The 20,415-nt window shown below is 71.6% G+C and carries 21 protein-coding genes and 1 tRNA gene; 15 read left to right on the forward strand and 7 right to left on the reverse strand.

Translation table 11 applies throughout. The features are described from left to right. The first annotated feature begins 89 nt into the window (after positions 1–89). Positions 90–1,490, forward strand: a complete 1,401-nt coding sequence (locus K7G59_RS02835; protein WP_225830164.1) for an amino acid permease — start codon at positions 90–92, stop codon at positions 1,488–1,490. A 104-nt stretch (positions 1,491–1,594) separates the two neighbouring features. Here K7G59_RS02835 and K7G59_RS02840 read toward each other — a convergent pair whose 3' ends face one another. The 3 genes from K7G59_RS02840 to K7G59_RS02850 all read right to left on the reverse strand — a co-directional run bounded on the left by K7G59_RS02840 (position 1,595) and on the right by K7G59_RS02850 (position 3,680). Beyond that, positions 1,595–2,491 carry a hypothetical protein gene (locus K7G59_RS02840; RefSeq protein ID WP_225830165.1) on the reverse strand — a complete coding sequence of 299 codons (897 nt, stop codon included), beginning with the start codon at positions 2,489–2,491 and terminating at the stop codon, positions 1,595–1,597. A 298-nt stretch (positions 2,492–2,789) separates the two neighbouring features. Continuing rightward, on the reverse strand, positions 2,790–2,942 hold the full coding sequence (locus K7G59_RS02845) for a hypothetical protein (protein ID WP_225830166.1): 153 nt from the start codon (positions 2,940–2,942) through the stop codon (positions 2,790–2,792). 306 nt (positions 2,943–3,248) lie between these two features. Continuing rightward, positions 3,249–3,680: an Hsp20/alpha crystallin family protein gene (locus K7G59_RS02850; protein WP_225830167.1), complete on the reverse strand. Its 432-nt coding sequence runs from the start codon at positions 3,678–3,680 to the stop codon at positions 3,249–3,251. Between the two features lie 196 nt (positions 3,681–3,876). Here K7G59_RS02850 and K7G59_RS02855 point away from each other — a divergent pair, with 196 nt between their 5' ends. The 9 genes from K7G59_RS02855 (at position 3,877) to K7G59_RS34920 (ending at position 12,683) form a co-directional block, all read left to right on the forward strand. Continuing rightward, positions 3,877–4,245: a J domain-containing protein gene (locus K7G59_RS02855; protein ID WP_225830168.1), complete on the forward strand. Its 369-nt coding sequence runs from the start codon at positions 3,877–3,879 to the stop codon at positions 4,243–4,245. Positions 4,246–4,302: 57 nt separating this feature from the next. Then, positions 4,303–6,165, forward strand: coding sequence for a molecular chaperone DnaK (gene dnaK, locus K7G59_RS02860; protein ID WP_225830169.1), 1,863 nt, complete (start codon positions 4,303–4,305; stop codon positions 6,163–6,165). 2 nt (positions 6,166–6,167) lie between these two features. Then, positions 6,168–6,851, forward strand: coding sequence for a nucleotide exchange factor GrpE (gene grpE, locus K7G59_RS02865; protein WP_225830170.1), 684 nt, complete (start codon positions 6,168–6,170; stop codon positions 6,849–6,851). A gap of 45 nt (positions 6,852–6,896) precedes the next feature. Further along, the gene (locus tag K7G59_RS02870) at positions 6,897–7,292 is read left to right on the forward strand and encodes a DUF2267 domain-containing protein (RefSeq protein ID WP_225830171.1); all 396 of its coding nucleotides are present in this window, start codon (positions 6,897–6,899) and stop codon (positions 7,290–7,292) included. 187 nt (positions 7,293–7,479) lie between these two features. Continuing rightward, positions 7,480–7,821 carry a hypothetical protein gene (locus K7G59_RS02875; RefSeq protein ID WP_225830172.1) on the forward strand — a complete coding sequence of 114 codons (342 nt, stop codon included), beginning with the start codon at positions 7,480–7,482 and terminating at the stop codon, positions 7,819–7,821. 281 nt (positions 7,822–8,102) lie between these two features. Continuing rightward, positions 8,103–8,288, forward strand: coding sequence for a hypothetical protein (locus tag K7G59_RS02880; RefSeq protein ID WP_225830173.1), 186 nt, complete (start codon positions 8,103–8,105; stop codon positions 8,286–8,288). Beyond that, complete coding sequence (locus K7G59_RS02885) at positions 8,285–10,273, forward strand: ABC transporter ATP-binding protein (RefSeq protein ID WP_374114179.1); 1,989 nt, start codon at positions 8,285–8,287, stop codon at positions 10,271–10,273. The genes K7G59_RS02880 and K7G59_RS02885 overlap by 4 nt, the downstream gene beginning before the upstream one ends. A 341-nt stretch (positions 10,274–10,614) precedes the next feature. Next, entirely contained in the window at positions 10,615–11,781 is a 1,167-nt protein-coding gene (locus K7G59_RS02890; RefSeq protein WP_225830174.1) for a bifunctional class I SAM-dependent methyltransferase/NUDIX hydrolase, read from the forward strand. Positions 11,782–11,846: 65 nt separating this feature from the next. Beyond that, positions 11,847–12,683 carry a GNAT family N-acetyltransferase gene (locus K7G59_RS34920; RefSeq protein ID WP_308294982.1) on the forward strand — a complete coding sequence of 279 codons (837 nt, stop codon included), beginning with the start codon at positions 11,847–11,849 and terminating at the stop codon, positions 12,681–12,683. A gap of 387 nt (positions 12,684–13,070) precedes the next feature. Here K7G59_RS34920 and K7G59_RS02905 read toward each other — a convergent pair. Then, positions 13,071–13,144, reverse strand: a tRNA-Pro gene (locus K7G59_RS02905). A 105-nt stretch (positions 13,145–13,249) separates the two neighbouring features. Between K7G59_RS02905 and K7G59_RS02910 the strand changes: the two genes are divergently transcribed. Both K7G59_RS02910 and cobF read left to right on the forward strand, forming a co-directional pair. Further along, entirely contained in the window at positions 13,250–13,747 is a 498-nt protein-coding gene (locus tag K7G59_RS02910; RefSeq protein WP_225830175.1) for a DUF309 domain-containing protein, read from the forward strand. 66 nt (positions 13,748–13,813) lie between these two features. After that, entirely contained in the window at positions 13,814–14,587 is a 774-nt protein-coding gene (gene cobF, locus K7G59_RS02915; protein ID WP_225830176.1) for a precorrin-6A synthase (deacetylating), read from the forward strand. A gap of 27 nt (positions 14,588–14,614) precedes the next feature. Here the strand turns inward: cobF and K7G59_RS02920 are convergent, their stop codons facing one another. Beyond that, a complete protein-coding gene (locus tag K7G59_RS02920) occupies positions 14,615–15,361 on the reverse strand; it encodes a cobalt-precorrin-6A reductase (protein WP_225830177.1) in 747 nt (248 codons plus the stop codon). A gap of 61 nt (positions 15,362–15,422) precedes the next feature. Here K7G59_RS02920 and K7G59_RS02925 point away from each other — a divergent pair, with 61 nt between their 5' ends. Further along, positions 15,423–16,211 carry an HAD-IIA family hydrolase gene (locus K7G59_RS02925; protein WP_225830178.1) on the forward strand — a complete coding sequence of 263 codons (789 nt, stop codon included), beginning with the start codon at positions 15,423–15,425 and terminating at the stop codon, positions 16,209–16,211. Positions 16,212–16,411: 200 nt separating this feature from the next. Here K7G59_RS02925 and K7G59_RS02930 read toward each other — a convergent pair whose 3' ends face one another. Then, positions 16,412–17,185, reverse strand: coding sequence for a sulfite exporter TauE/SafE family protein (locus tag K7G59_RS02930; RefSeq protein ID WP_225830179.1), 774 nt, complete (start codon positions 17,183–17,185; stop codon positions 16,412–16,414). 163 nt (positions 17,186–17,348) lie between these two features. Continuing rightward, entirely contained in the window at positions 17,349–18,536 is a 1,188-nt protein-coding gene (locus K7G59_RS02935) for a thiolase family protein (RefSeq protein ID WP_225830180.1), read from the reverse strand. Between the two features lie 140 nt (positions 18,537–18,676). Between K7G59_RS02935 and K7G59_RS02940 the strand changes: the two genes are divergently transcribed. Further along, entirely contained in the window at positions 18,677–19,486 is an 810-nt protein-coding gene (locus tag K7G59_RS02940; protein WP_225830181.1) for an alpha/beta hydrolase, read from the forward strand. Positions 19,487–19,575: 89 nt separating this feature from the next. Continuing rightward, a complete protein-coding gene (locus tag K7G59_RS02945; RefSeq protein WP_225830182.1) occupies positions 19,576–20,376 on the forward strand; it encodes an SAM-dependent methyltransferase in 801 nt (266 codons plus the stop codon). Positions 20,377–20,415: the final 39 nt, after the last annotated feature.

Raw genomic sequence — 20,415 nt, forward strand, 5'->3', positions numbered from 1 at the left:
CGGCGATTTGTCCGCAAGCCGGGGCGTACCCGACCATGGGCCCGTCCCGGCGATCCCTGGACAACCGTTCGATGAGAGGCGCACCACCCATGCACGTCACCGGAACCGCCACGCAAACGGCTCCGGCCCCGTCGGAAACCCACGCGGTACCCGCCGGGGACCCCCAAGGCGACACCGGCAGGCATGCCCGCCGCTTCGGACTGCCCGTCGCCACCGCCCTGGTCATGGGCAACATCATCGGCGGTGGCATCTTCCTGCTCCCCGCCTCCGTGGCCCCCTACGGCACGGTCAGCCTGGTCGCCTTCGGCGTGCTGACCGTCGGCGCCATCGCCCTGGCCCTCGTGTTCGGCCGGCTCGCCGAACGTGACCCGCGCACCGGCGGACCGTACGTGTACGCCCGCGAGGCCTTCGGTGACTTCGCCGGCTTCCTCGCCGCATGGGCCTACTGGATCACCACCTGGGTGTCGAACGCCGCGCTCGCGGTCGCCGCCGTCGGGTACCTCGACGTACTGATACCGGTGAGCGGTCACCGCTGGAGCGCGTGCCTGGCCGCGCTCGCCATCCAGTGGCTGCCCGTGCTCGCCAACTTCGCGGGCAGCCGCTACGTGGGAGCCGTCCAGCTCGTCTCCACGGTGCTGAAGTTCGCACCCCTGCTGCTCGTCGCCGTCGGCGGGCTGTTCTTCTTCGACCCGCACAAGCTCGGCCCGTTCCACGCGGGCGGTGGCAGCACGGCCGGCGCGGTGTCCGCCTGCGCCGCACTCCTGCTCTTCTCCTACCTCGGGGTGGAGTCGGCCGCCGTCAGTGCGGGCGAGGTGAAGAACGCCCGCCGCAATGTCGGCCGGGCCACCGTCATCGGCACCGCGGGGGCCGCGCTGGTCTACCTGCTGGGCACGCTGTCCGTGTTCGGCACGGTGGCGCACGACCGGCTGGTGACGTCCACCGCGCCGTTCTCGGACGCTGTGAACGCCATGTTCGGCGGCTCCTGGGGCGGCTGGGCCGTCGCACTCGCCGCGCTCGTGTCGATCGCCGGCTGCCTCAACGGCTGGACGCTGCTGAGCGCCCAGACCCCGTACGCCGCCGCGCAGGACGGCCTGTTCCCGGCCGCCTTCACGCGCCGCCGCCGAGGCGTGCCGACGGTCGGCGTCGGGGTCACGGTCGCCCTCGCGTCGCTGCTCACCGTCTACAACTACCTGGCGGGCTCGGCGAAGGTGTTCGACATGCTGGTCCTCGTCACCACCTTCACCGCGACCGTGCCCTACCTCCTGGCCACCTCCGCCCAGGTCTTCCACCTCGTCTCCGGCCACCACGACCGCGTCGACCGGACCCGCCTGGTACGCGACTGCGTGGTCACCGCGATCGCGGTCGCCTTCTCGGTCTGGCTGGTCGCGGGCGCCGGGTACGCGGCGGTGTACCAGGGCGTGCTGTTCCTGTTCGCCGGGATCGTCGTCTACGCGGTGATGGCGGGCCGGAGGCGCGGGGCCCGCGCATGACGGGTGCACGCTGAGGGCCGCGACACTGCGTCGCGCTGATGCGGGCGGGCCGGCGGCGGTGTGGCGTGGCGGTCCGGGCGGGGCTCGGCGGCTTCGGCTGTCGGTCAGGACCGGGTGGAGGTCAGCCGTTCAATGGCCTCCAGGACCCCCTTGCGATGCGCGTGCGTGCGCTCGTATCCCTCCAGGACGTGCAGGTCGGCCCCGGACAGGGTGGGGAGGCGCCGCTCGATCTCCTCGACGCTGAGCTGGCTGAAGCCGATGATGGGCAGGCTCTCCTCGCTGCTGACCGCTCCTTGGATCTGCTCGGCCGCGGCGGTCGCTTCCAGCTCCTGCGCCACCGGCTCCTCGGCGCCGGGGTGCTGTCCGGGGCGTACCATCTGGCGCAGCCGGTCGGCGACGGCACGCAACGGGCGGGTGGCCGCATCGGCAAGGCTGCCGTACGCCGTCTGTTCCACACGGAAGCCGTCGCTCGCGGCGGCCACCGATCGGGCCTGCCAGGCAAGGCTGTCCTCCAGCAGGGCCAGCAACTCCTGATCCTCACCGCGGATCTCCCGGAGCAGTTCGAGGGACGCGCGGTCATGGGCCTGGTCGGCGAGGACCTCGCCGGCCCGAGTGGTGGCCAGGGCCCGGGCCGCGACGGCGTACTCGTCCTCGGCGTTCCTCAGCAGATGCCGCTCGTCGGCCGGGCCACGGGCGCGCATCACCCCGGTCACCACCTTCTGCCCCATGGTCAGCGGGAGCGTGACCGTCCTCCACGTGGTGCGGGCGGCGAAGACCGCCATGTCGGCCGCGTCGTCGAGCAGGCCGCGGGGCCGCAGTCCGCGGACATGGCGTTCGATGCGGTCCACTCGGTCCTGCATGTCGTCGGCCTGACGCTCGAGCATCTGCCGGTGTGGGCCGGGCGGCACAAGAGCCGCATCCGCCCGCAGTCGGTCGCGTGCGACCTCGTGGGCGTGGTGGGCATCCTCGAGCGCCGGTATCAGGGTCTGCGTCGTCACCATGGGGGGCTGCTCCCTGCATGCGGGGTCGGCTGGCGTTCAGCGGCTGCCCTGCCGACCGTCCTCCTCCGGCTGAGCAGCCGGGATCATCCTGCAGGGGCCGTGCCAAGATCACCCGCCGGGAGCCTTGCGCGCCCACGAGCAGTGACGGTGCCGGAACCCGGCCCGCCCTGCGCTGTCACGGGCACGGAGGCACTCCACGGGGGTTCAGCCGTCCGGGTGACGGCCCGCGGCGCGACCGACGGCGATGCGGGGAGGGTGTAACGGCGACAGCGCACCGTGCGTGCGCCGGGCGCGCCGGTCAGGATCGGCCCGGGTACTCCGGCTCCCCGCCGTCGGCGTCGAACACCTTGGTGAAGGTGGCACCGCACCGGCAGCGCGAGTACTCGACCAGTTCTCCTTCTTCCGACACGCTCAGCCCCTGGCTGAGTCGCACATGCACATGATCACCCATGAGGAGCTGCTTTCCTTGAAGCCGGTCGTCCGCCTCATCGTGGCGGCTTCCCGCTCCCGTCGGCAATGCCGCAGCTCACACGGTCCAGCCGACGACGCTGACCCCGGGCCGCCGCACACGCGGCGCGCTCCGGTGGGTGCGGCGGCTCACGGCCATGTCGTCGATGCTGTGGTCCGCAGTGGTGTATCTCCTCCCTCCGTCTCCTCTTCTTCCGTCCGCTTCCTCCGCCGTCCGCTTCCGCCGTCCGCTTCCTCCTCCGTCCGCTTCCGCCGTCCGCTTCTTCCCTCCGCTTCCGCGCGCGGTGGGTCAGCTCTCGATCTGCTTCGCCTCTGCGTCTCCTCGGCTGATCTCGATGCGGCGAGGCTTGGCCTCCTTCATCACCGGGATGTTCAGGGTGAGCACGCCCGCGTCGTAGTGGGCGGTGATCTTCTCAGGGTCGAGCGAGTCGCCCAGCAGGAGCTGGCGGCTGAAGACACCGTGGGGTCGCTCGGCGACCAGCAGGTCGACCTCGTCAGCGTCCGGGCCGGGCCGCTCGGCTCGCACGGTCAGCACGTTGCGCTCCACGTTGAGGTCAACGGTGTCGGGATCGACGCCGGGCAGGTCGAAGTGGACGACGAAGGCGTCGCCCATCTGGTAGGCGTCGATCGGCATGACGGCCGGCCGGGCGAGGGTGCCGAACATCTGCTGGGTGAGCCGGTCGAGGTCCCGGAAGGGGTCCGTACGGATGAGCGCAGCCATCATGCGCCTCCTTTCGCCTGGTCGGGACCGCCTGCCGGCGGTCTGCCCACCCGGGCTCCGGGAGCCCGGAATGCCTCTGACAACCCCTATACCTCCCCGGAGCAATCCTTGACAAGATGGGGCTCAAGTTTTATTTCAGGACTAGAGGCAAGAACAGGGTGAAACCGCAGTTCATACAGGCGGGGAGGTGGCTGGGATGCAGGCGCGGGATCAAGGAGCGGACCTGTATGCGGTGCTGGGGGTGGAGCCCTCGGCGACCGCCGAGGTGATCACCTCGGCCTTCCGCGCCCGGGTACGGGAACTGCGCCCCGACACCCGCGTGGACGCGGCGACCGCCGGGCGGTTCGGCGAGGTGCGGGCGGCGTACGAGACGCTCCGTGATCCGGTACTGCGTGCGGCCTACGACCAGACGTACGAACGGATGGCCGAGCGGGCATACGGCCGCGGGCCCGGCCTGACACGGCCGGTCAGCCCCGCGCGGCCGTACCTCGTGGTGCTCGGGACCGCCCGCCCCGAGCCGCCGCTGCGCGCCGGTCCCGTCCGGTGGGAGCGGAGGTCCCGCTGAGGACCGGACAAAAAGGTGTGAAGCTGAGTCGGAGCATGGGTGAGGAGGGAGAACCAAATGGCGCGCTCGGTCGGAATCGACCTCGGCACGACGAACTCGGTGGTCTCGGTCCTCGAGGGCGGCGAGCCTGCCGTCATCACGAACGCGGAGGGCGCCCGGACCACCCCGTCGGTGGTGGCCTTCGCCAAGAACGGCGAGGTCCTGGTCGGCGAGGTCGCCAAGCGGCAGGCCGTGACGAACGTGGAGCGCACCGCGCGCTCGGTGAAGCGGCACATGGGGGACCACACCTGGCGGTTCCCGGAGCACGGCAGCGTCGACGGCAAGCGGTACACCGCGCAGGAGATCTCCGCGCGGGTGTTGCAGAAACTGAAGCGGGACGCTGAGGCATACCTGGGTGAGGACGTCACCGACGCCGTGATCACCGTGCCCGCGTACTTCGACGACGCCCAGCGGCAGGCGACGAAGGAGGCCGGGGAGATCGCCGGCCTGAACGTGCTGCGGATCGTCAACGAGCCGACGGCGGCCGCGCTGGCGTACGGCCTGGACAAGGAGAACGACCAGACGGTCCTCGTCTTCGATCTGGGCGGCGGCACCTTCGACGTGTCCCTGCTGGAGATGGGCGAGGGCGTCATCGAGGTGAAGGCCACCAACGGCGACACGCATCTGGGCGGTGACGACTGGGACCAGCGGATCGTCGACCACTTGGCGCAGCAGTTCAAGAACCACTACGGCGTCGACCTGTCCAAGGACAAGATGGCCGTGCAGCGGCTGCGGGAGGCGGCGGAGAAGGCGAAGATCGAGCTGTCGTCCTCGTCGGAGACCACGGTCAACCTTCCGTACGTCACCGCATCCGCCGAGGGTCCGCTGCACCTGGACGAGAAGCTGACGCGTGCCCAGTTCCAGCAGCTGACCGCTGATCTGCTGGAGCGGTGCAAGGCGCCGTTCCACAACGCGATCAAGGACGCCGGGATCAAGGTGTCGGACATCGACCACGTGGTCCTGGTCGGCGGTTCCACCCGTATGCCCGCGGTCACCGAGCTGGTGAAGGAGCTGACCGGGAGGGAGCCGCACAAGGGCGTGAACCCCGATGAGGTGGTGGCCGTGGGTGCCTCGCTGCAGGCGGGGGTGCTCAGGGGCGAGGTCAAGGACGTCCTGCTGCTGGACGTCACGCCACTGTCCCTGGGCATCGAGACCAAGGGCGGCATCATGACCAAGCTGATCGAGCGCAACACCACGATCCCCACCCGCCGTTCGGAGATCTTCACCACGGCCGAGGACAACCAGCCGTCGGTGACGGTCCAGGTCTACCAGGGCGAACGCGACATCGCGGCGTACAACAAGAAGCTCGGCATGTTCGAACTGACCGGCATCGCCCCGGCTCCGCGCGGGGTGCCGCAGATCGAGGTCGCCTTCGACATCGACGCCAACGGCATCATGCACGTCTCGGCGAAGGACCTCGGCACCGGCAAGGAGCAGAAGATGACGGTGACCGGCGGGTCCGCGCTGCCCAGGCAGGACATCGACCGGATGGTCCAGGAGGCCGAGCAGCACGCCGAGGAGGACCGCCGGCGGCGCGAGGCGGCCGAGACCCGCAACCAGGGCGAGCAACTCGTCTACTCCACCGAGAAGCTCCTCAAGGAGAACGCGGACACCATCCCGGCCGATGCGAAGAGCGAGACGGAGACCGCGCTGGCCGACCTGAAGGAGCAGCTGAAGGACGAGGGCGCTGACGCGGCGGTGATCCGGCAGGCCATCGACCGGACTGCGCAGGCAGCGCAGAGGATCGGCACGGCCCTGTATGAGAAGTCGCGGGCCGAGCAGCCGACGGGGGCGGCCGCGGGCGGCACGGCTGGTGGCTCGCCCGACGACGAGGTGGTGGACGCCGAGATCGTCGACGACGACAAGCCGGAGGCTGGCTGACGATGACCGGGAGCGGGTCGCGGAGCACCGAACTGGAACAGCTGCGGCGCCTGGTGGAGGAGCGGACCGCCGACCTGCAGCGGGTGAAGGCTGAGTACGACAACTACCGCAGGCGGGTGCGGCGGGACCGCCTGGCCGTACGCGAGATCGCGGTGGCCAACGTGTTCCGGGCGCTGCTGCCCGTGCTGGACGCTGTCGACCGGGCGTGCGCGCACGAGCCGCTCACGCCGGGCCTGAAGGACATCGCCGGGAGCCTGAAGGACCAGCTCGGCTCGCTGGGAGTCACGTCGTTCGGCGAGGTGGGCGATCCGTTCGACCCCACCTGTCACGACGCATTGGCCCACAACGTCCGCCAAGACGCCGAGAGCCTGGTCTGCTCGACTGTCCTGCGGCCCGGCTACCGCCTCGGCGACCATCTGCTGCGTCCGGCCACCGTGGAAGTCACCGGGCCGGCTCCGCCGGCGCGGAACCCGCTCGAAGGCGAGCAACACCCTTGCGTCCGGGATGTAGACGGTTCCGTCCGGCCGGATGTGCGCGGCCCTTCCTTACGGCGCGAAGAGAGCGTCAGCGCAGGGGCAGCTCTCCACGTTCTGCCACCGGCGGCACGAACGCGCCCTGCTGCTCGGCGGACGAGACCATCCGGACCGGACAAGGACACCCATTCCACGCCACTGCCGCCCCCTTGACACCAGCGGGCATCCGTCGGTGGCCGACCACAGCGGGAGGACGTCATGCGCATGCACTGGGACGCCTTCATCACCGCGGTCCAGGAACGCGGTGAATATCCTTCGCAGCAGGAAGCAGAACGAGCCTCGCGGGTCGTCCTGGCGCTGCTGGGCGCGCATCTGGTGGGCGAGGTGCGCGCCGAGCTGGCCGCACGGCTTCCTGAAACGCTGGCGTTCGTCCTGCTCAATCCGCTGCAGGCGCATGAACCGCTGACACCCGAGCGGTTCGTCCGGGCAACCGCCGCCTGGATCGAAGGCGCCACGGAGAAGACCGCCACGTGGGACGTCGGCGCGGTACTCAGCGTCGTCACCGATGTCGCGGGCGAGGACCTGACGAACCGCGTCCTGCTCCAGCTCCCGCCGGGCTACGACCTGCTGTTCGGACACCCGCGGCCAAGCTGATCAGCACGCGGTTTCCAACCGGCACCGAAGGGACGCCGGTTCGCCGACGGCGGCGCCGGCAGCTTCGTGCCCGGCGCCGCCTCAAGGGACCCGCATCCCTCTCGTTCAGGCCGAGACACTCGACGTCATCGCGGCCCTGACCCACCGGCAAGGACGACCCGACCAGCCCCACGACGTCTTCCACCACGTGTTCTGCAGCGCCATCGTCATCGACAGCCACGACCGGGTGCTCCGCCTCCGGCACAACGCCACAGGCAACGCCCTCGCACCGGGCGGCCACAACGAGCCGGGCAACCAAGCCCCCCTGCCGGCGCCGCCCTGCGTGAACCGCACGTCTCGGCATCTCCCCCGGGACCCGCTGCGACCCACCGAAGACGTGGAGACGCTGCGCTTCATCGAACACGGCCACGGCGTACGCATGCTCGGCGTCGCGGACGAAGGTTTGGCGGTCGGCACTCCCGAGGACCTCGCGAGGGCCGGCACCTTGGTGCGCACTCACACCGAGCGTGCGACCTCCACCTCCTCTTGAGGGCCGCGGACGACGACCGCGGCCCAAGTCCGGTGCTCTGCGCGCACGCTCCCACGAGACCGCGCCCCGGCCCAGGGCGCCGGAACCAACGGCACGCTCGGCGTTTTGGCCATCACCGCTCCAGCCCCTGGCCCATGCACCGCAAGGGTCGATGCAACCCGCATGTTCCGGCGCGCGCTCAATCCCGGGGCCACCGACGCGACCGAAACACATGTGTTCGAAATTCCGGCTGCCTCGTTGAGCCACACGAACCAGCCGCACAACCGTGAAGGGGCACCACGTTGACTTCGGCCACCCGACAAGCCCAACCGGCTCCCGACAACCTCGCACAGGGCGGCGAGCGCCCGTACCGCGACGAGTCCAGCCGCAGGACCCCCGTGTCGATGAGCACGACCACCACGGCGCGGCGGCTGCCCCCGCCCGCTGTCCGCGCGCTGAGCTGGTCCGGGCCGGGAGGCGCCCTGTGAAGAGGTTCCTCGGACGTGTGCAGATGGCCGAGCCGGAGGTCTCCGACGCCGAGAAGGAGCTTTTCGGCGGTCCTTTGCGCTACGACTTCGGCTGGTCGGAACACGAGCGTGCCCGGCTCGACTTGACGATGATGTCGGCTCTGCGCTCCATGCCGAGGCTGGTCGGGGCGGCCTTGCGGATGGCGTGGCAGGCGGACCGCCGCGCTCTGCTCACGGTCGCGCTCAGCGAGATCGGGCAGGGTGTTGCTGCGGCCGTCGGGTTGCTCGCGGTCAACGCCGTCATGCACGCGCTGCTCGGTTCGGGTCCCCCCGGGCAGCGGTTGCACGCGGTGCTCCCTGGCTTGTCCGCCGCCGCCGGAGCGGCCGTGGTCAACTCGGGCCTGGCCGGATGGTCCACCTCGCGTGCGGGCCGGCTGGAGCCGCTGGTCGAGCGGATCGCCACGACCCAGTACCTGGCCGCCGCCGCGTCGGTGGAGCTCGAGGCCATCGAGGACCCGGAGTTCCGGCGGCTGATCGACGTCGCCCAGTACGGCGCGGGATCCGCCCGCCGTATGATCGGCGCCTGCGTGGCCGCGCTGAACGGGACCATCTCCCTGATCTCCACGGCCGGCGTCCTCACCATCCTCCACCCGCTCCTCCTGCCGATGCTGATCCTGATCGCGGTGCCGCGCGGCTGGGGTGCGATGCGGGTGGCGCAGGAACGGTACGTGTCGGTGATGAGCTGGATCGAGCATGTGCGGGCCAGCCGCCTCATCGGCAACCTGCTCACGGAGCGCACCGCCGCACAGGAAGTGCGCATCCACGCCGTCGGACCGTTCCTGCTCAGCCGTTACGAGCGGATGGCCGAGAGCGCCGAGGCCGAGCAGGAGCGCCTCGCCTCCAGCAAAGCCGTCACCGAGTGGGTGGCCGCCTCGCTGTCCGGCCTCGCCATGGCGGCGACCTACGCGGCCATGTTCTTGCTGATCACGAGCGGCCACATGAGTCTGGCCGTGGCCGGTACCGCCGTCATCGCCGTCCGGTCCGGCTCGGCGAGCCTGGGCGCGCTGGTGATGAACGTGAACCAGCTGCACGAGGAGTCCCTCTACGTCCGCGACCATGCCCGGTTCCTGGACGAGGCGGCACGACGCACCACTCCCAGCGGGGGCGATCCCGTTCCGGCACGGGTGAGGCAGATCGTCCTCGACCGGGTCGGCTACCGCTACCCGGACCGCGAGGCCGCCGCCCTGGACGGGGTGTCACTCACGCTGCCCATGGGCTCGGTGACCGCCGTGGTCGGCGAGAACGGCTCCGGCAAGAGCACTCTGATGAAGGTGTTGTCGGGCCTGTTGCTGCCGCAGAGCGGAACCGTGCGGTGGGGTGATGCCGACGTCGCTTCCCTGGACCGCGCCGAAGTCTTCGACCGCGTCGCACTGCTCACCCAGGACTTCCAACGCTGGCCCGTGACCGCAGCGTTGAACATCCGGATCGGCCGGCCGGCCCGGGAAGCCGGTCTCGAGGACCTTCAGCCGTCCGTCGACTACGCCGGTGCCGGTCCGGTCGTCGCGAAGCTTCCCGACGGCCTGCACAGCCTGCTGGCCCGGATGTTCCGCGGTGCCAGTGAACTGTCCGGCGGCGAGTGGCAGAAGATCGGGCTCGCTCGAACCCACTGGCGCAGCTCCACCTCGGATGCCGACGGTGTGCTCATCGTGGACGAGCCCACCTCCGCCCTCGACCCGGAAGCGGAGATCGCCGCTTTCGACCGCATCCGCCGGCTCGCCGCCCCGAACCGCGCCGTCGTCCTGGTCACCCACCGCATGTCCGGCGTCCGCCACGCCGACCGCATCTACGTCCTGCACCACGGTCGGCTCGTCGAGCACGGCAGCCACGACGAACTCATGGCCGCCAAGGGGCGCTACGCCTCGATGTTCGACGCGCAGGCCGCTCAGTACGCCCCCTCCGGCACCATCCCCCGCCCCGGCTCCCGCACGGTCGCAGATCCCGCATGACCCGCTCGAAAGGCCCAGCGCGACGACTCCCTCCCACCACCGCCCAGGACCACGGTCCCAGCACCCTGCGGCACCGGCTCGTCGATCAGCTCCTCGCGGCCGGACACCTCCGCACCGCCGCTGACGAGGCCGGCCTGCGCAGAGTGCCCCGCCATGCTTTCGCACGCACCGGAAGTGCCCGTGCAGACCGTACGCCGAAGACATGATCCCTGCCAGCACCTCGGGATCAGCCCCGCCGAGGCCCAGACCCTTACCGCAGGCTGGTCCGTCGTACGCGCCGCGGCATCGACGTACTGCGCTGCTACGCCCTCCGCCCCTGAACATCGGAGCCGACATTGGACATGGAACGGCAGACCCGCCTCACCTGGGAGGCATACGGCGAACACCACCTGCGGCGGGGTACGCCCCTCACGGAAGTGGACCGGTTCACCTGGGGCCCCACGGCGAACGGGCCGGGGGACGACATCCTCGGGGACCTCAGCGGCCTGCGTGTCCTGGACATCGGCTGCGGACCCGCCCGCCACGCCGCCCACCTGGCCCGCATCTACGGCGCACACGTGGACGCCGTCGATGCCTCCCGCAGCCAGATCGAGCGGGCCCGCGCCCGCTACCCCGATGTGCCGGGCCTGCGGCTGCTCCACGCCGACGCCGTCGACCACCTGGGCACCGCAGCGCCGTACGACATGATCTACGGCCTCAGCACCTTCCACTTCCTCGACCCGCACCGACTCCTGCCCGCCCTGGCGACCGCCCTCAAGCCGGGCGGACGGCTGTTCTTCACCGTGCTGCACACCAACTCCGCCGGCGACGGCCCGACGTCAACCGTCACGCCGCGCCCGGAGACCCTGCGCCTGGCCGGCGGCGAGGACCTCACCGTGCACATGTGGGTGCTCACACCCGAGTTGTGGGAGGACCTGCTCGTGCAGTACGGGCTCCGCGTGCGAAGCGTCACCGTCCTCGACGCTCCGGAGGAGCACAACCACGCCTCCTACCGGCTGTTCCAGGTCCACCGGCCGGCCCGGATCACCGCCCGTCCCCGTACCACGAGACCGCCCGCCGCCCACGCGGCCGTCGGCGTCGGCGCCGTGCTGCTCGGGCCCCGGGGGCTGCTCCTGGGCCGGCACCGGCTGGGCACACGAGAACTGCCCGGCGGCACTGTGGAGCCGGACGAGTCACTGCAGGAGGCAGTCGTGCGCGAACTCGCCGAGGAGACCGGTCTGTACGCCGACCCAGCCGACGTCCGTCTTCTCGGCATGCTCCTCGACCGGGTCGGCGACGTCGTCCGCGTCACCTTCGGCGCCCTCGTCACCCGTTGGCGCGGAGAGCCGGCCGACCAGCCCGACGAGAGCGTCGGCGACTGGCGCTGGTGGCCGCTGGACGCCCTGCCGCCGGACCTGTTCGAGTGCAGCGCCCAGATCCTCACCGCCTGGCGTCCCGATCTGCCCCTCGACCACGCACCCGCCCGCTTCACCCCCGTCACCGACCCGCACACGACCCCCCGCGCGTGATCCCAGCCCTGAACGGGCGGGACCGCACGGGCACCCCGACGCCGAGACGACAAGGACGGACCCCCGTGACCACTCCACGCCGTGCAACGCCCGCCGACGCCGAAGGCATCACCCTCCTGCGATCGGAGCTGATTCTCTCCCGACCGCTCGACGCGACCTGGCTGACCCTGTGCCGAGACCAGCTGGCCGAACGCCTCCAGTCCGGTGGTGACGCCCGGGCCTACGTCGTCGACGCACCCGGGGGTGGACTCGCCACCTGCGCCCTGGCCCTGGTCAGCCCCGTACTGCCCGCGCCCCGATACCCACAGGGACTGGCCGCACGCATCCAGGCCGTCGCCACCCGACCCGGCTACAGAAGCCGTGGCTACGCCAAGGCCGCCCTCAGCACACTCCTCGACGACCTGGAGCAGGAAGGCATCACCCTCTTCGAACTGCACGCCAGCAATGAATCAAGGCCCCTGTACGAGGCCCTGGGATTCGCCGGCGACCCGGCACTCATGCGCAGAACCGCAGTGCCCCAGCAATCCCGCGAGCATCACGCGCGCGCCGCTGCCACCGACGACTGGGACACGATCCAGCGCCTGGCCGACACGTTCAGCCGCCTCGACACCGGGAACGGTCTCCAACACGAGGAGCAATGGACCCTGCAGGTGCTCAAACTCGCCGAGGAGGTGGGCGAGGCCGCACAGGCCGTCATCGGCGCCCGCGGCACCAATCCCCGGAAAGGGCACAGCCACACGTGGACAGACGTCCAGGACGAGGTGGCCGACGCCGTCATCACCGGCATGGTCGCGCTGGCACGACTGCGCCCCGACGCACGTGAACACTTCACTTCCGTCCTGGCCCGCAAAGCCGTGAAGTTCCTTCACCCGCACGACTCCAGCGACGAGACGCTTCGCTGACCGTCCTCACCAGCCCTGCCACCGCGCTTCCCGTACCGGGCAGGCGCGGGGCGGGTTCCCCACGGAGACCCATCTGCGTGTCGGTCCGCGATTCGAGCCGGTCATGGAGGCGGTCAGGGTGCCCGGGGAACGACGAAGGAAATCCGCCCCTCGTCGCGCCACGCATCTTGTCCGCCGGCCCCGCCCCCATGCACAAGATCACTGCAGCCGGCGCGGCCCTCTCGGCGCACCTGAGTGTGCTGCGTGCCCCGCACGCCCTGCCGAGCCCGATCGTCGTGACCCGCCAGGGCCGGTCAAGGCCGCTGGTCCCCCCACTGGCCCCCAAGAACGATCAAGGGCCGGTTTCGGAATCCTCCGAAACCGGCCCTGACCTGCGACTCTCACAAGTCGGGACGACAGGATTTGAACCTGCGACCCCTTGACCCCCAGTCAAGTGCGCTACCAAGCTGCGCCACGTCCCGATACGCTCACTCACGGTGACCCGCGTGATCGCGTGAACAGCACTTTACCCCACCTGCGCGGCTGTTCCGAAGTGGGCCCCGCGGGGGCGGGGGACAATCGGTCGCATGGGAGACGTGGACGCCAGGGACCGGGACGTGGAGGGGCGGGCGCGCAGCGCACGGCCCCGGGACGGGCTGGGCAGGCCCCTGCCCTACGGCGCGCAGGGGGTGCCCCGGCAGCCCGAGGGTGTCGTACGCACCCCGCAGGAGACGGTCGCCGAGGCCCAGACGCTGCTGGACGCCGGGAAACCGTTCCACGCGCACGAGGTGTTCGAGGACGCCTGGAAGTCGGGTCCCGGAAGGGAACGCACGCTGTGGCGGGGGCTGGCCCAGCTGGCGGTGGGGCTCACGCACGCGGCCCGCGGCAACGCCACCGGCGGCGCCCGGCTGCTACGGCGCGGCGCGGACGCCGTCGAGGAGTGGGCGGCGGACAGCGGCGAGCGCCGGCCGTACGGGATCGATCTCGGCTCGGTCGCCGGGTGGGCGCGGGAGCTGGCCGGGCGGGTGGAGCGCGGGGCCGGGCCCGTCGACGCGGAGGCCGAGGCGCCGCGGCTCACCGCGTAGCACCCTCCCCCGGGACACATGGAGGCGGTGGGTGCGCCGTCAGTGGCATGCGGCAGACTCGGGGCCGTGCGAAAGATTCATGTCATCGGTATCGGCGCGGGCGACCCCGACCAGCTGACCCTGCAGGCGGTCAAGGCGCTGCGGAGCACGGACGTGTTCTTCCTGCTCGACAAGGGCGAGGTGAAGAGCGACCTGACCCAGCTCCGCCGGGACATCCTGGACGCACACCTGCCCCCGGGGTCGTACCGGGTGGTCGAGGCCCGCGACCCGGACCGGGACCGCCGGGCGGGCGGCGCCGCGTACTCGCCGGCCGTCGGGGACTGGCGCAGCGCCCGCGCCGGGATCTACGAGCGGCTGATCGCCGAGGAGTTGGGCGAGGACGGCACGGGTGCCTTCCTGGTGTGGGGGGATCCTTCGCTGTACGACAGCACGCTCGGGATTCTTCAGGAGGTGCTGGAGCGCGCGGCGGTGGCGTTCGAGTACGACGTGGTGCCCGGCATCAGCAGCGTCTCCTCACTGGTCGCCCGGCATCGCACGGGGCTGAACCGGGTGGCGCGGCCGGTGCAGATCACCACCGGGCGGCGGCTGGCCGAGGGCTTCCCGGAGGGGGTGGACGACGTGGTGGTGATGCTCGACGCGCACCAGACCTTCCGGCAGTACGCCGACCAGGACATCGACATCTACTGGGGGGCCTACATTGGCACTCCGGACGAGATCCTGGTCTCCGGCCCGATCGGGGAGGCGGGGCCGCGTATCGAGCGGGTGCGGGCCGAGGCGCGGGAGCGCAAGGGCTGGATCATGGACACGTATCTGCTGCGCAGGCACCCCGGCGAGCAGTGACGGCGCCGGTGAGGGCCTGCTGCGGGCCTACGACCGGCCGAGGCCCAGCCGGTCCAGTACGGCTGCCACGTCCGGCACCGGTGTGACGCCTGCCGGCAGGGCGGGGCGTCGCACGACGACCACGGGCAGGGCGAGTTCGCGGGCGGCCGTCAGCTTGGCGGCCGTCGCCTCGCCGCCGCTGTCCTTCGTCACCAGCACCTCGATGCGGTGGGCGCGCAGCAGCGCCGTCTCGTCGGCGACCGTGAACGGGCCGCGGGCCAGGACCACGTCGGTGTGCGGGGGCAGGGGCGGCTCGGGCGCCTCCACCGAGCGGACGACGAAGTGCTGGTCCGTCAGGTGGGCGAAGCAGGACAGGCCGAGGCGGCCGGTGGTGAGGAAGACCCGGGTACCCAGGGCGGGCAGCATCCCGGCAGCCGCGTCCAGGGACGCCGCCTCGTGCCAGCGGTCACCGGGGCCCGGCCGCCAGCCGGGGCGGCGCAGGACGACCGCGGGCACTGCGGCGGCCTTCGCCGCGCGGGCCGCGTTCGCCGTGATCGACGCGGCGAAGGGGTGGGTCGCGTCGACCAGGGCGTCCACCCGGTGCTCGCGCAGCCAGTCGGTCAGGCCCTCCGCCCCGCCGAAGCCGCCGGTCCGGACCTCGCCGGCGAGCGCCCCTGGACGGGCCACGCGGCCCGCGAGCGAGGTGGTGACGCGGATGCCGGGACGGGCGGCGAGGTCCGCGGCGAGGCGGCGGGCCTCGGTGGTGCCGCCGAGGATCAGGACGTGCGGGGACATGGGGGTGAGCGTACGAGGTCGTACGGGCCGTTTCGGAGACCGGGTCGCTACCGTCGGGGGCATGGAATCCACGCGTGCCGTGCTCATCGACATCGACGGGGTGCTCACCGTCTCCTGGAAGCCGCTGCCGGGAGCGGTTCAGGCGCTGCGGGAGATCAGGGCGGCCGGGCTGGGTGTGGCTCTGGTGACCAACACGACGTCCCGTACGCGGGCGTCGATCGCCGAGACGCTGTCGGGGGCCGGGTTCGAGGTGAGCGCGCAGGACGTGCTCACGGCGCCCGCGGTCACCGCCGCCCATCTCGCCGAACACTTTCCGGGCGCCCGCTGTGCCCTCCTGAACAGCGGGGACATCGCGGAGGACCTCGGGGACATCACGCTGGTCGACGAGGACGAGGTCCGTCCGGACGTGGTCGTCGTCGGGGGCGCCGGGCCCGAGTTCGACTACGCGGCGCTCAACCGGGCCTTCGGTCACCTTCAGCGGGGGGCGCGGCTGATCGCCATGCACCGCAACCTGTACTGGCGGACCGACACCGGACTGCAGTTGGACTCGGGTGCTTTCCTGCTCGGGCTGGAGCGGGCCGCGCGGGTCGAGGCGGAGGTCACGGGCAAGCCGTCCCCGGCGTTCTTCGCGGCGGCATTGGCCCGGCTGGGCGTGGACGCGGACCGGGCGCTGATGGTGGGCGACGACATCGAGTCCGACGTTCTCGCGGCACAGCGCGCAGGGATCACGGGGGTGCTGGTCAGGACCGGGAAGTATCAGCGGCAGACCGAGGAGAGCGCCGACGGTGCTCCGGATCATGTCGTGGACTCGTTCGCCGGTCTGCCCGAGCTGCTGGGACTGACGCGTTGACGTGCTCCCTGGCCTGAGATCCAGGGAACCCATGTCACCACGCGAGCCCGGTTCGTCGCGGACCAGGCGGTGCGGCCTGGCTCACACCGGGGCCTTCGTCCACGCGGTGGACCTGCGGTGGGCCGTTGTCCCGGACGGCCGGACGACGCCGACGGCAGCTGCTGCCACATGCCGCCCGACGTGACCCGCTGGAGCTGGGGCTAGCGCAGCAGCAGCTGAACGCCGCCCACGATCGTCGCCGCGATCACGAGTTGCTCGAACAACCGCTGGTTGATCCTGTTCACAGCCCATTTGCCGAAGAGCGCGCCGGGTACGACGAACACGACGAGCGCGGCGTCAAGGAACAGGGAGCGGCCGTCGATCAGGCCGAGGCCGGCACTGAAGGGCACCTTCGACACGTTCACGATGAGGAAGAAGAAGGCCGATGTGCCGAGGAAGCCGAGCTTGCGGAAGCCTGCGGAGAGGAGGTACATCGACATCACCGGGCCGCCCGCGTTGGCGACCATCGTCGTGAACCCGCCGAGCACGCCGTACGAACGGGCCCTGACCCGGCCGGCCCGTGTCGTCACCGCCTCCGGCCCGTCCCCCGCTTCCGTCCGGCGTCGCCGCCACAGCGTGACCCCGGCCATCAGCAGCAGGATCGCGCCGATCGAGGTCCGTACGACCCCGTCGTCGGCCCACAGCAGGAACAGCGTGCCGGCCACCACCCCGGCCGCCACCGCCGGGAACAGCCGCCACAGTGTGGGCCAGTGGGCGTGCCGCCGGTAGGTGAGCACGGCGAGCACGTCGCCGGCGATCAGGACCGGCAGCAGCACACCGGTGGAGGCGCGGGCGGGCAGCACGGCCGCGAAGATGGCGAGGCTGACCGTGTTGGCGCCGCTCACCGCGGACTTGGAGAAGCCCACGAGCAGGGCCGCGAAGGCGAGGGCGGCGAACTCCCAGCCGGTGATGTGCCAGAGCGTCATCGTGTTCATGCGGACACCGATGCTATGCGCACGCGTCCGGGGCGCGTGATCGCCTCCCGCCCGGTGGCCCCGGATCCGGGAGACGGCCCGCCGACGGTGCCCCGGCGCCGGCGTGTCCGTGAACCCACGCGCCGGGGGCACCTGTGGGGCAGGTGGGAGTTCGACGACAGGTCTAGTGCCTCTCGACCAGCACCGCGCTGCCCTGTCCCACACCCACGCACATCGTCGCCAGCCCCCGCTCCGCGCCCATGCGGCGCATGCGGTGCAGCAGCGTGGTGAGGATGCGGGCGCCGGAGCAGCCCAGCGGATGGCCGAGCGCGATCGCGCCGCCGTACGGGTTCACCAGGTCGGGGTCGATGCCCAGCTGGTCGACGCAGGCGAGTGCCTGCGCGGCGAACGCCTCGTTGAACTCGGCCTCCTGGATGTCGCCGGTCGCCCAGCCGGCGCGGGCCAGCACCTTGCGGGTGGCGGGCACCGGGCCGATGCCCATCACGTCCGGGTGGACGCCCGCCGAGGCACCGGCGACGTACCGGCCGAGGGACTCCAGGCCCAGCTCGTCCAGGGCGTCCTCGCTGACCAGCAGCAGCCCGGCGGCGCCGTCGTTCATCGGTGAGGCGTTGCCCGCGGTGACCGTGCCGTCGGCGCGGAACACCGGCTTCAGGCGGGCCAGTTTCTCCAGCGAGGTGTCCTCGCGGACGCACTCGTCCTGCTCGACCACGATGCCGTCCGGGCGTTGCACCGGCAGGAGTTCGTCGTCGAAGTGGCCGTTCTTGCGGGCGGCGGCGGCGCGTTGGTGGCTGCGCAGGGCGAACTCGTCCTGCCGGGCGCGCGAGACGCCGTAGCGCTCGGCGACCTCCTCGGCGGTCTCGCCCATGGACAGCAGGCCGTGCAGGTCCTTCATGGCGGGATTGACCAGACGCCAGCCGAGGCGGGTGTCGTACGTCTCCATGCGGTGGGGCAGGGCCTCGTCGGGGCGGGGCAGGACGAAGGGGGCGCGGCTCATCGACTCCGAGCCGCCCGCGACGACGATGTCGGCCTCGCCCGCGGCGATGGTACGGGCGGCGGCCGTGACCGCTTCGAGGCCGGAGGCGCACAGCCGGTTGACGGTGGCGCCCGGCACGGACTCGGGCAGTCCGGCGAGCAGGGCGGCCATGCGGGCGACGTTGCGGTTGTCCTCGCCGGCCTGGTTGGCGGCGCCCCAGTAGACGTCGTCGATCCGGGCGGGGTCGAGCGCGGGCACGTCGGCGACCAGGTGGCGGATCACGGTGGCCGCCAGGTCGTCGGGACGCACGGTGGACAGGGCTCCGCGCAGCTTGCCGATGGGTGTGCGGCGGGCGGCTGCGAAGTGGACGGGACGCACGGATTGGACTCCTGACCTACGACGCTGTGGATCAGCAATTAATTAGCACTGCTAGTTTTCGACTATAGACCTCTCACCGGCTCCCTGGGAAGATCCTCACGGACCTTCACCCAGGCAGGCCGAGGCACGCTGGAGGAAACATGGCCGAGATCCGCGAGCACACCCTCGCCGGCACCCGGGGCGCCCTCGCCGTCCGCGAGTGGCCGCACGCCGACCCCCACTACCTCGCCCTGCTGGTGCACGGCTACGGCGAACACGCCGGCCGGTACGACGGGCCGGCCGGCGTCCTCAACGGGCACGGGGCCGCCGTGTACGGACCGGACCACGTCGGGCACGGGAAGTCGGCCGGCGAACGCGTGGTGATCGAGGACTTCGAGGACGTCGTCTCGGATGTGCACCGCGTCGCCGAGCTGGCCCGCGCGGCGCACCCCGGTCTGCCGCTGGTCATGGTCGGCCACTCGATGGGCGGCCTGATCGCGGCGCGTTACGCCCAGCGTCACGGCGACGAGCTGAGCGCGCTGGTGCTCTCCGGCCCCGTGATCGGCGCCTGGGAGCTGCCGGGCCGGCTGCTGGCCCTGCCGGAGATCCCGGACGTCCCCGTCAGCCCGGCCGCGCTCTCCCGCGACCCGGCGGTGTGCGCCGCGTACGCCGCCGATCCCCTGACATGGCACGGGCCGATGAAGCGGCCGACGCTGGAGGCGTTCGTCCGCACCCTGGAGGCCGTCGCCGAGGGCGGTGACGTGGGCACGCTGCCCGTGCTGTGGCTGCACGGGGACGACGACCGGCTGGTACCGCTGTCCGGAAGCCGGATCGGCGTGGAGCGGCTCAGCGGCGGCCGGCTCACCGAGCGGATCTTCACCGGAGCCCGGCACGAGGTGTTCCACGAGACGGACCGGGCGGCCGTCTTCGCGGAGCTGATCCGCTTCCTGGACACGGCCCTGCCGCGCTGACCGGGCGCACCAGCGGCCGATCATGTCACACTGCTGCCCGTGCGCGCCCCGAGTCGAGGGCCGGGGCCGGCCCAGCGGAGGAGCAGGACGTGACCGGAAACGAGCCGACCGCGCAGCACATCGACACCACCCGGCCGCATCCGGCCAGGGTCTACGACTGGTTCCTCGGCGGCAGGAACAACTACCCCGTCGACGAGCAGCTCGGCCGCCGGATCACGGCGATCGACCAGGACGTCGCACGGCAGGCGCGCGCCAACCGCGCCTTCATGCGCCGGGCCACGCGCGTGATGGCCGCGGAGCGGGGCATCCGCCAGTTCCTGGACGTCGGCACCGGCATTCCGACCGAGCCCAACCTCCATCAGGTCGCCCAGTCCGTCGCCCCGGACGCCCGCGTGGTCTACGTCGACAACGACCCCATCGTGCCGGCCCACGCGGACGCGCTGCTGCGCGGCACCCCCGAGGGTGTGACGCGGTACGTGCAGGCCGACGCCCGCGACCCGCACGCCGTCCTCGAAAAGGCCGCGGACGTCCTGGACTTCGACCGCCCCGTCGCCCTCTCCCTCATCGCCCTGCTGCACCTGGTCGCCGACGAGGACGGCGCCCACGACATGGTCACCACGCTGGTCGAGGCGCTGGCCCCGGGCAGCTGTCTGGTGCTGTCGATGATGACGGCAGACCTGGAACCGGAGAAGGTGGCGAAGGGCATAGCGGCGTACCAAGCGGACGGTGTGACCCTGGTGGCCCGCTCCCGCTCCGAAGTGGCCGGGTTCTTCCGGGGGCTCGAGCTGCTCGACCCGGGCATCGTGTCGGTGGTGGACTGGCGCCGCGAGGACGACGCCGACGGGGACGGGCCGGTCTCGCTGTACGGCGCGGTGGGGCTCGCGTCCTGAACGGCTCGCCCGGCGGCGGTGCCGCAGTTCGGTGCGGTG

Origin of the sequence: Streptomyces sp. NK08204 (assembly GCF_020400585.1) — a bacterium.
In the GTDB taxonomy this organism is placed as follows: Bacteria; Actinomycetota; Actinomycetes; order Streptomycetales; family Streptomycetaceae; genus Streptomyces.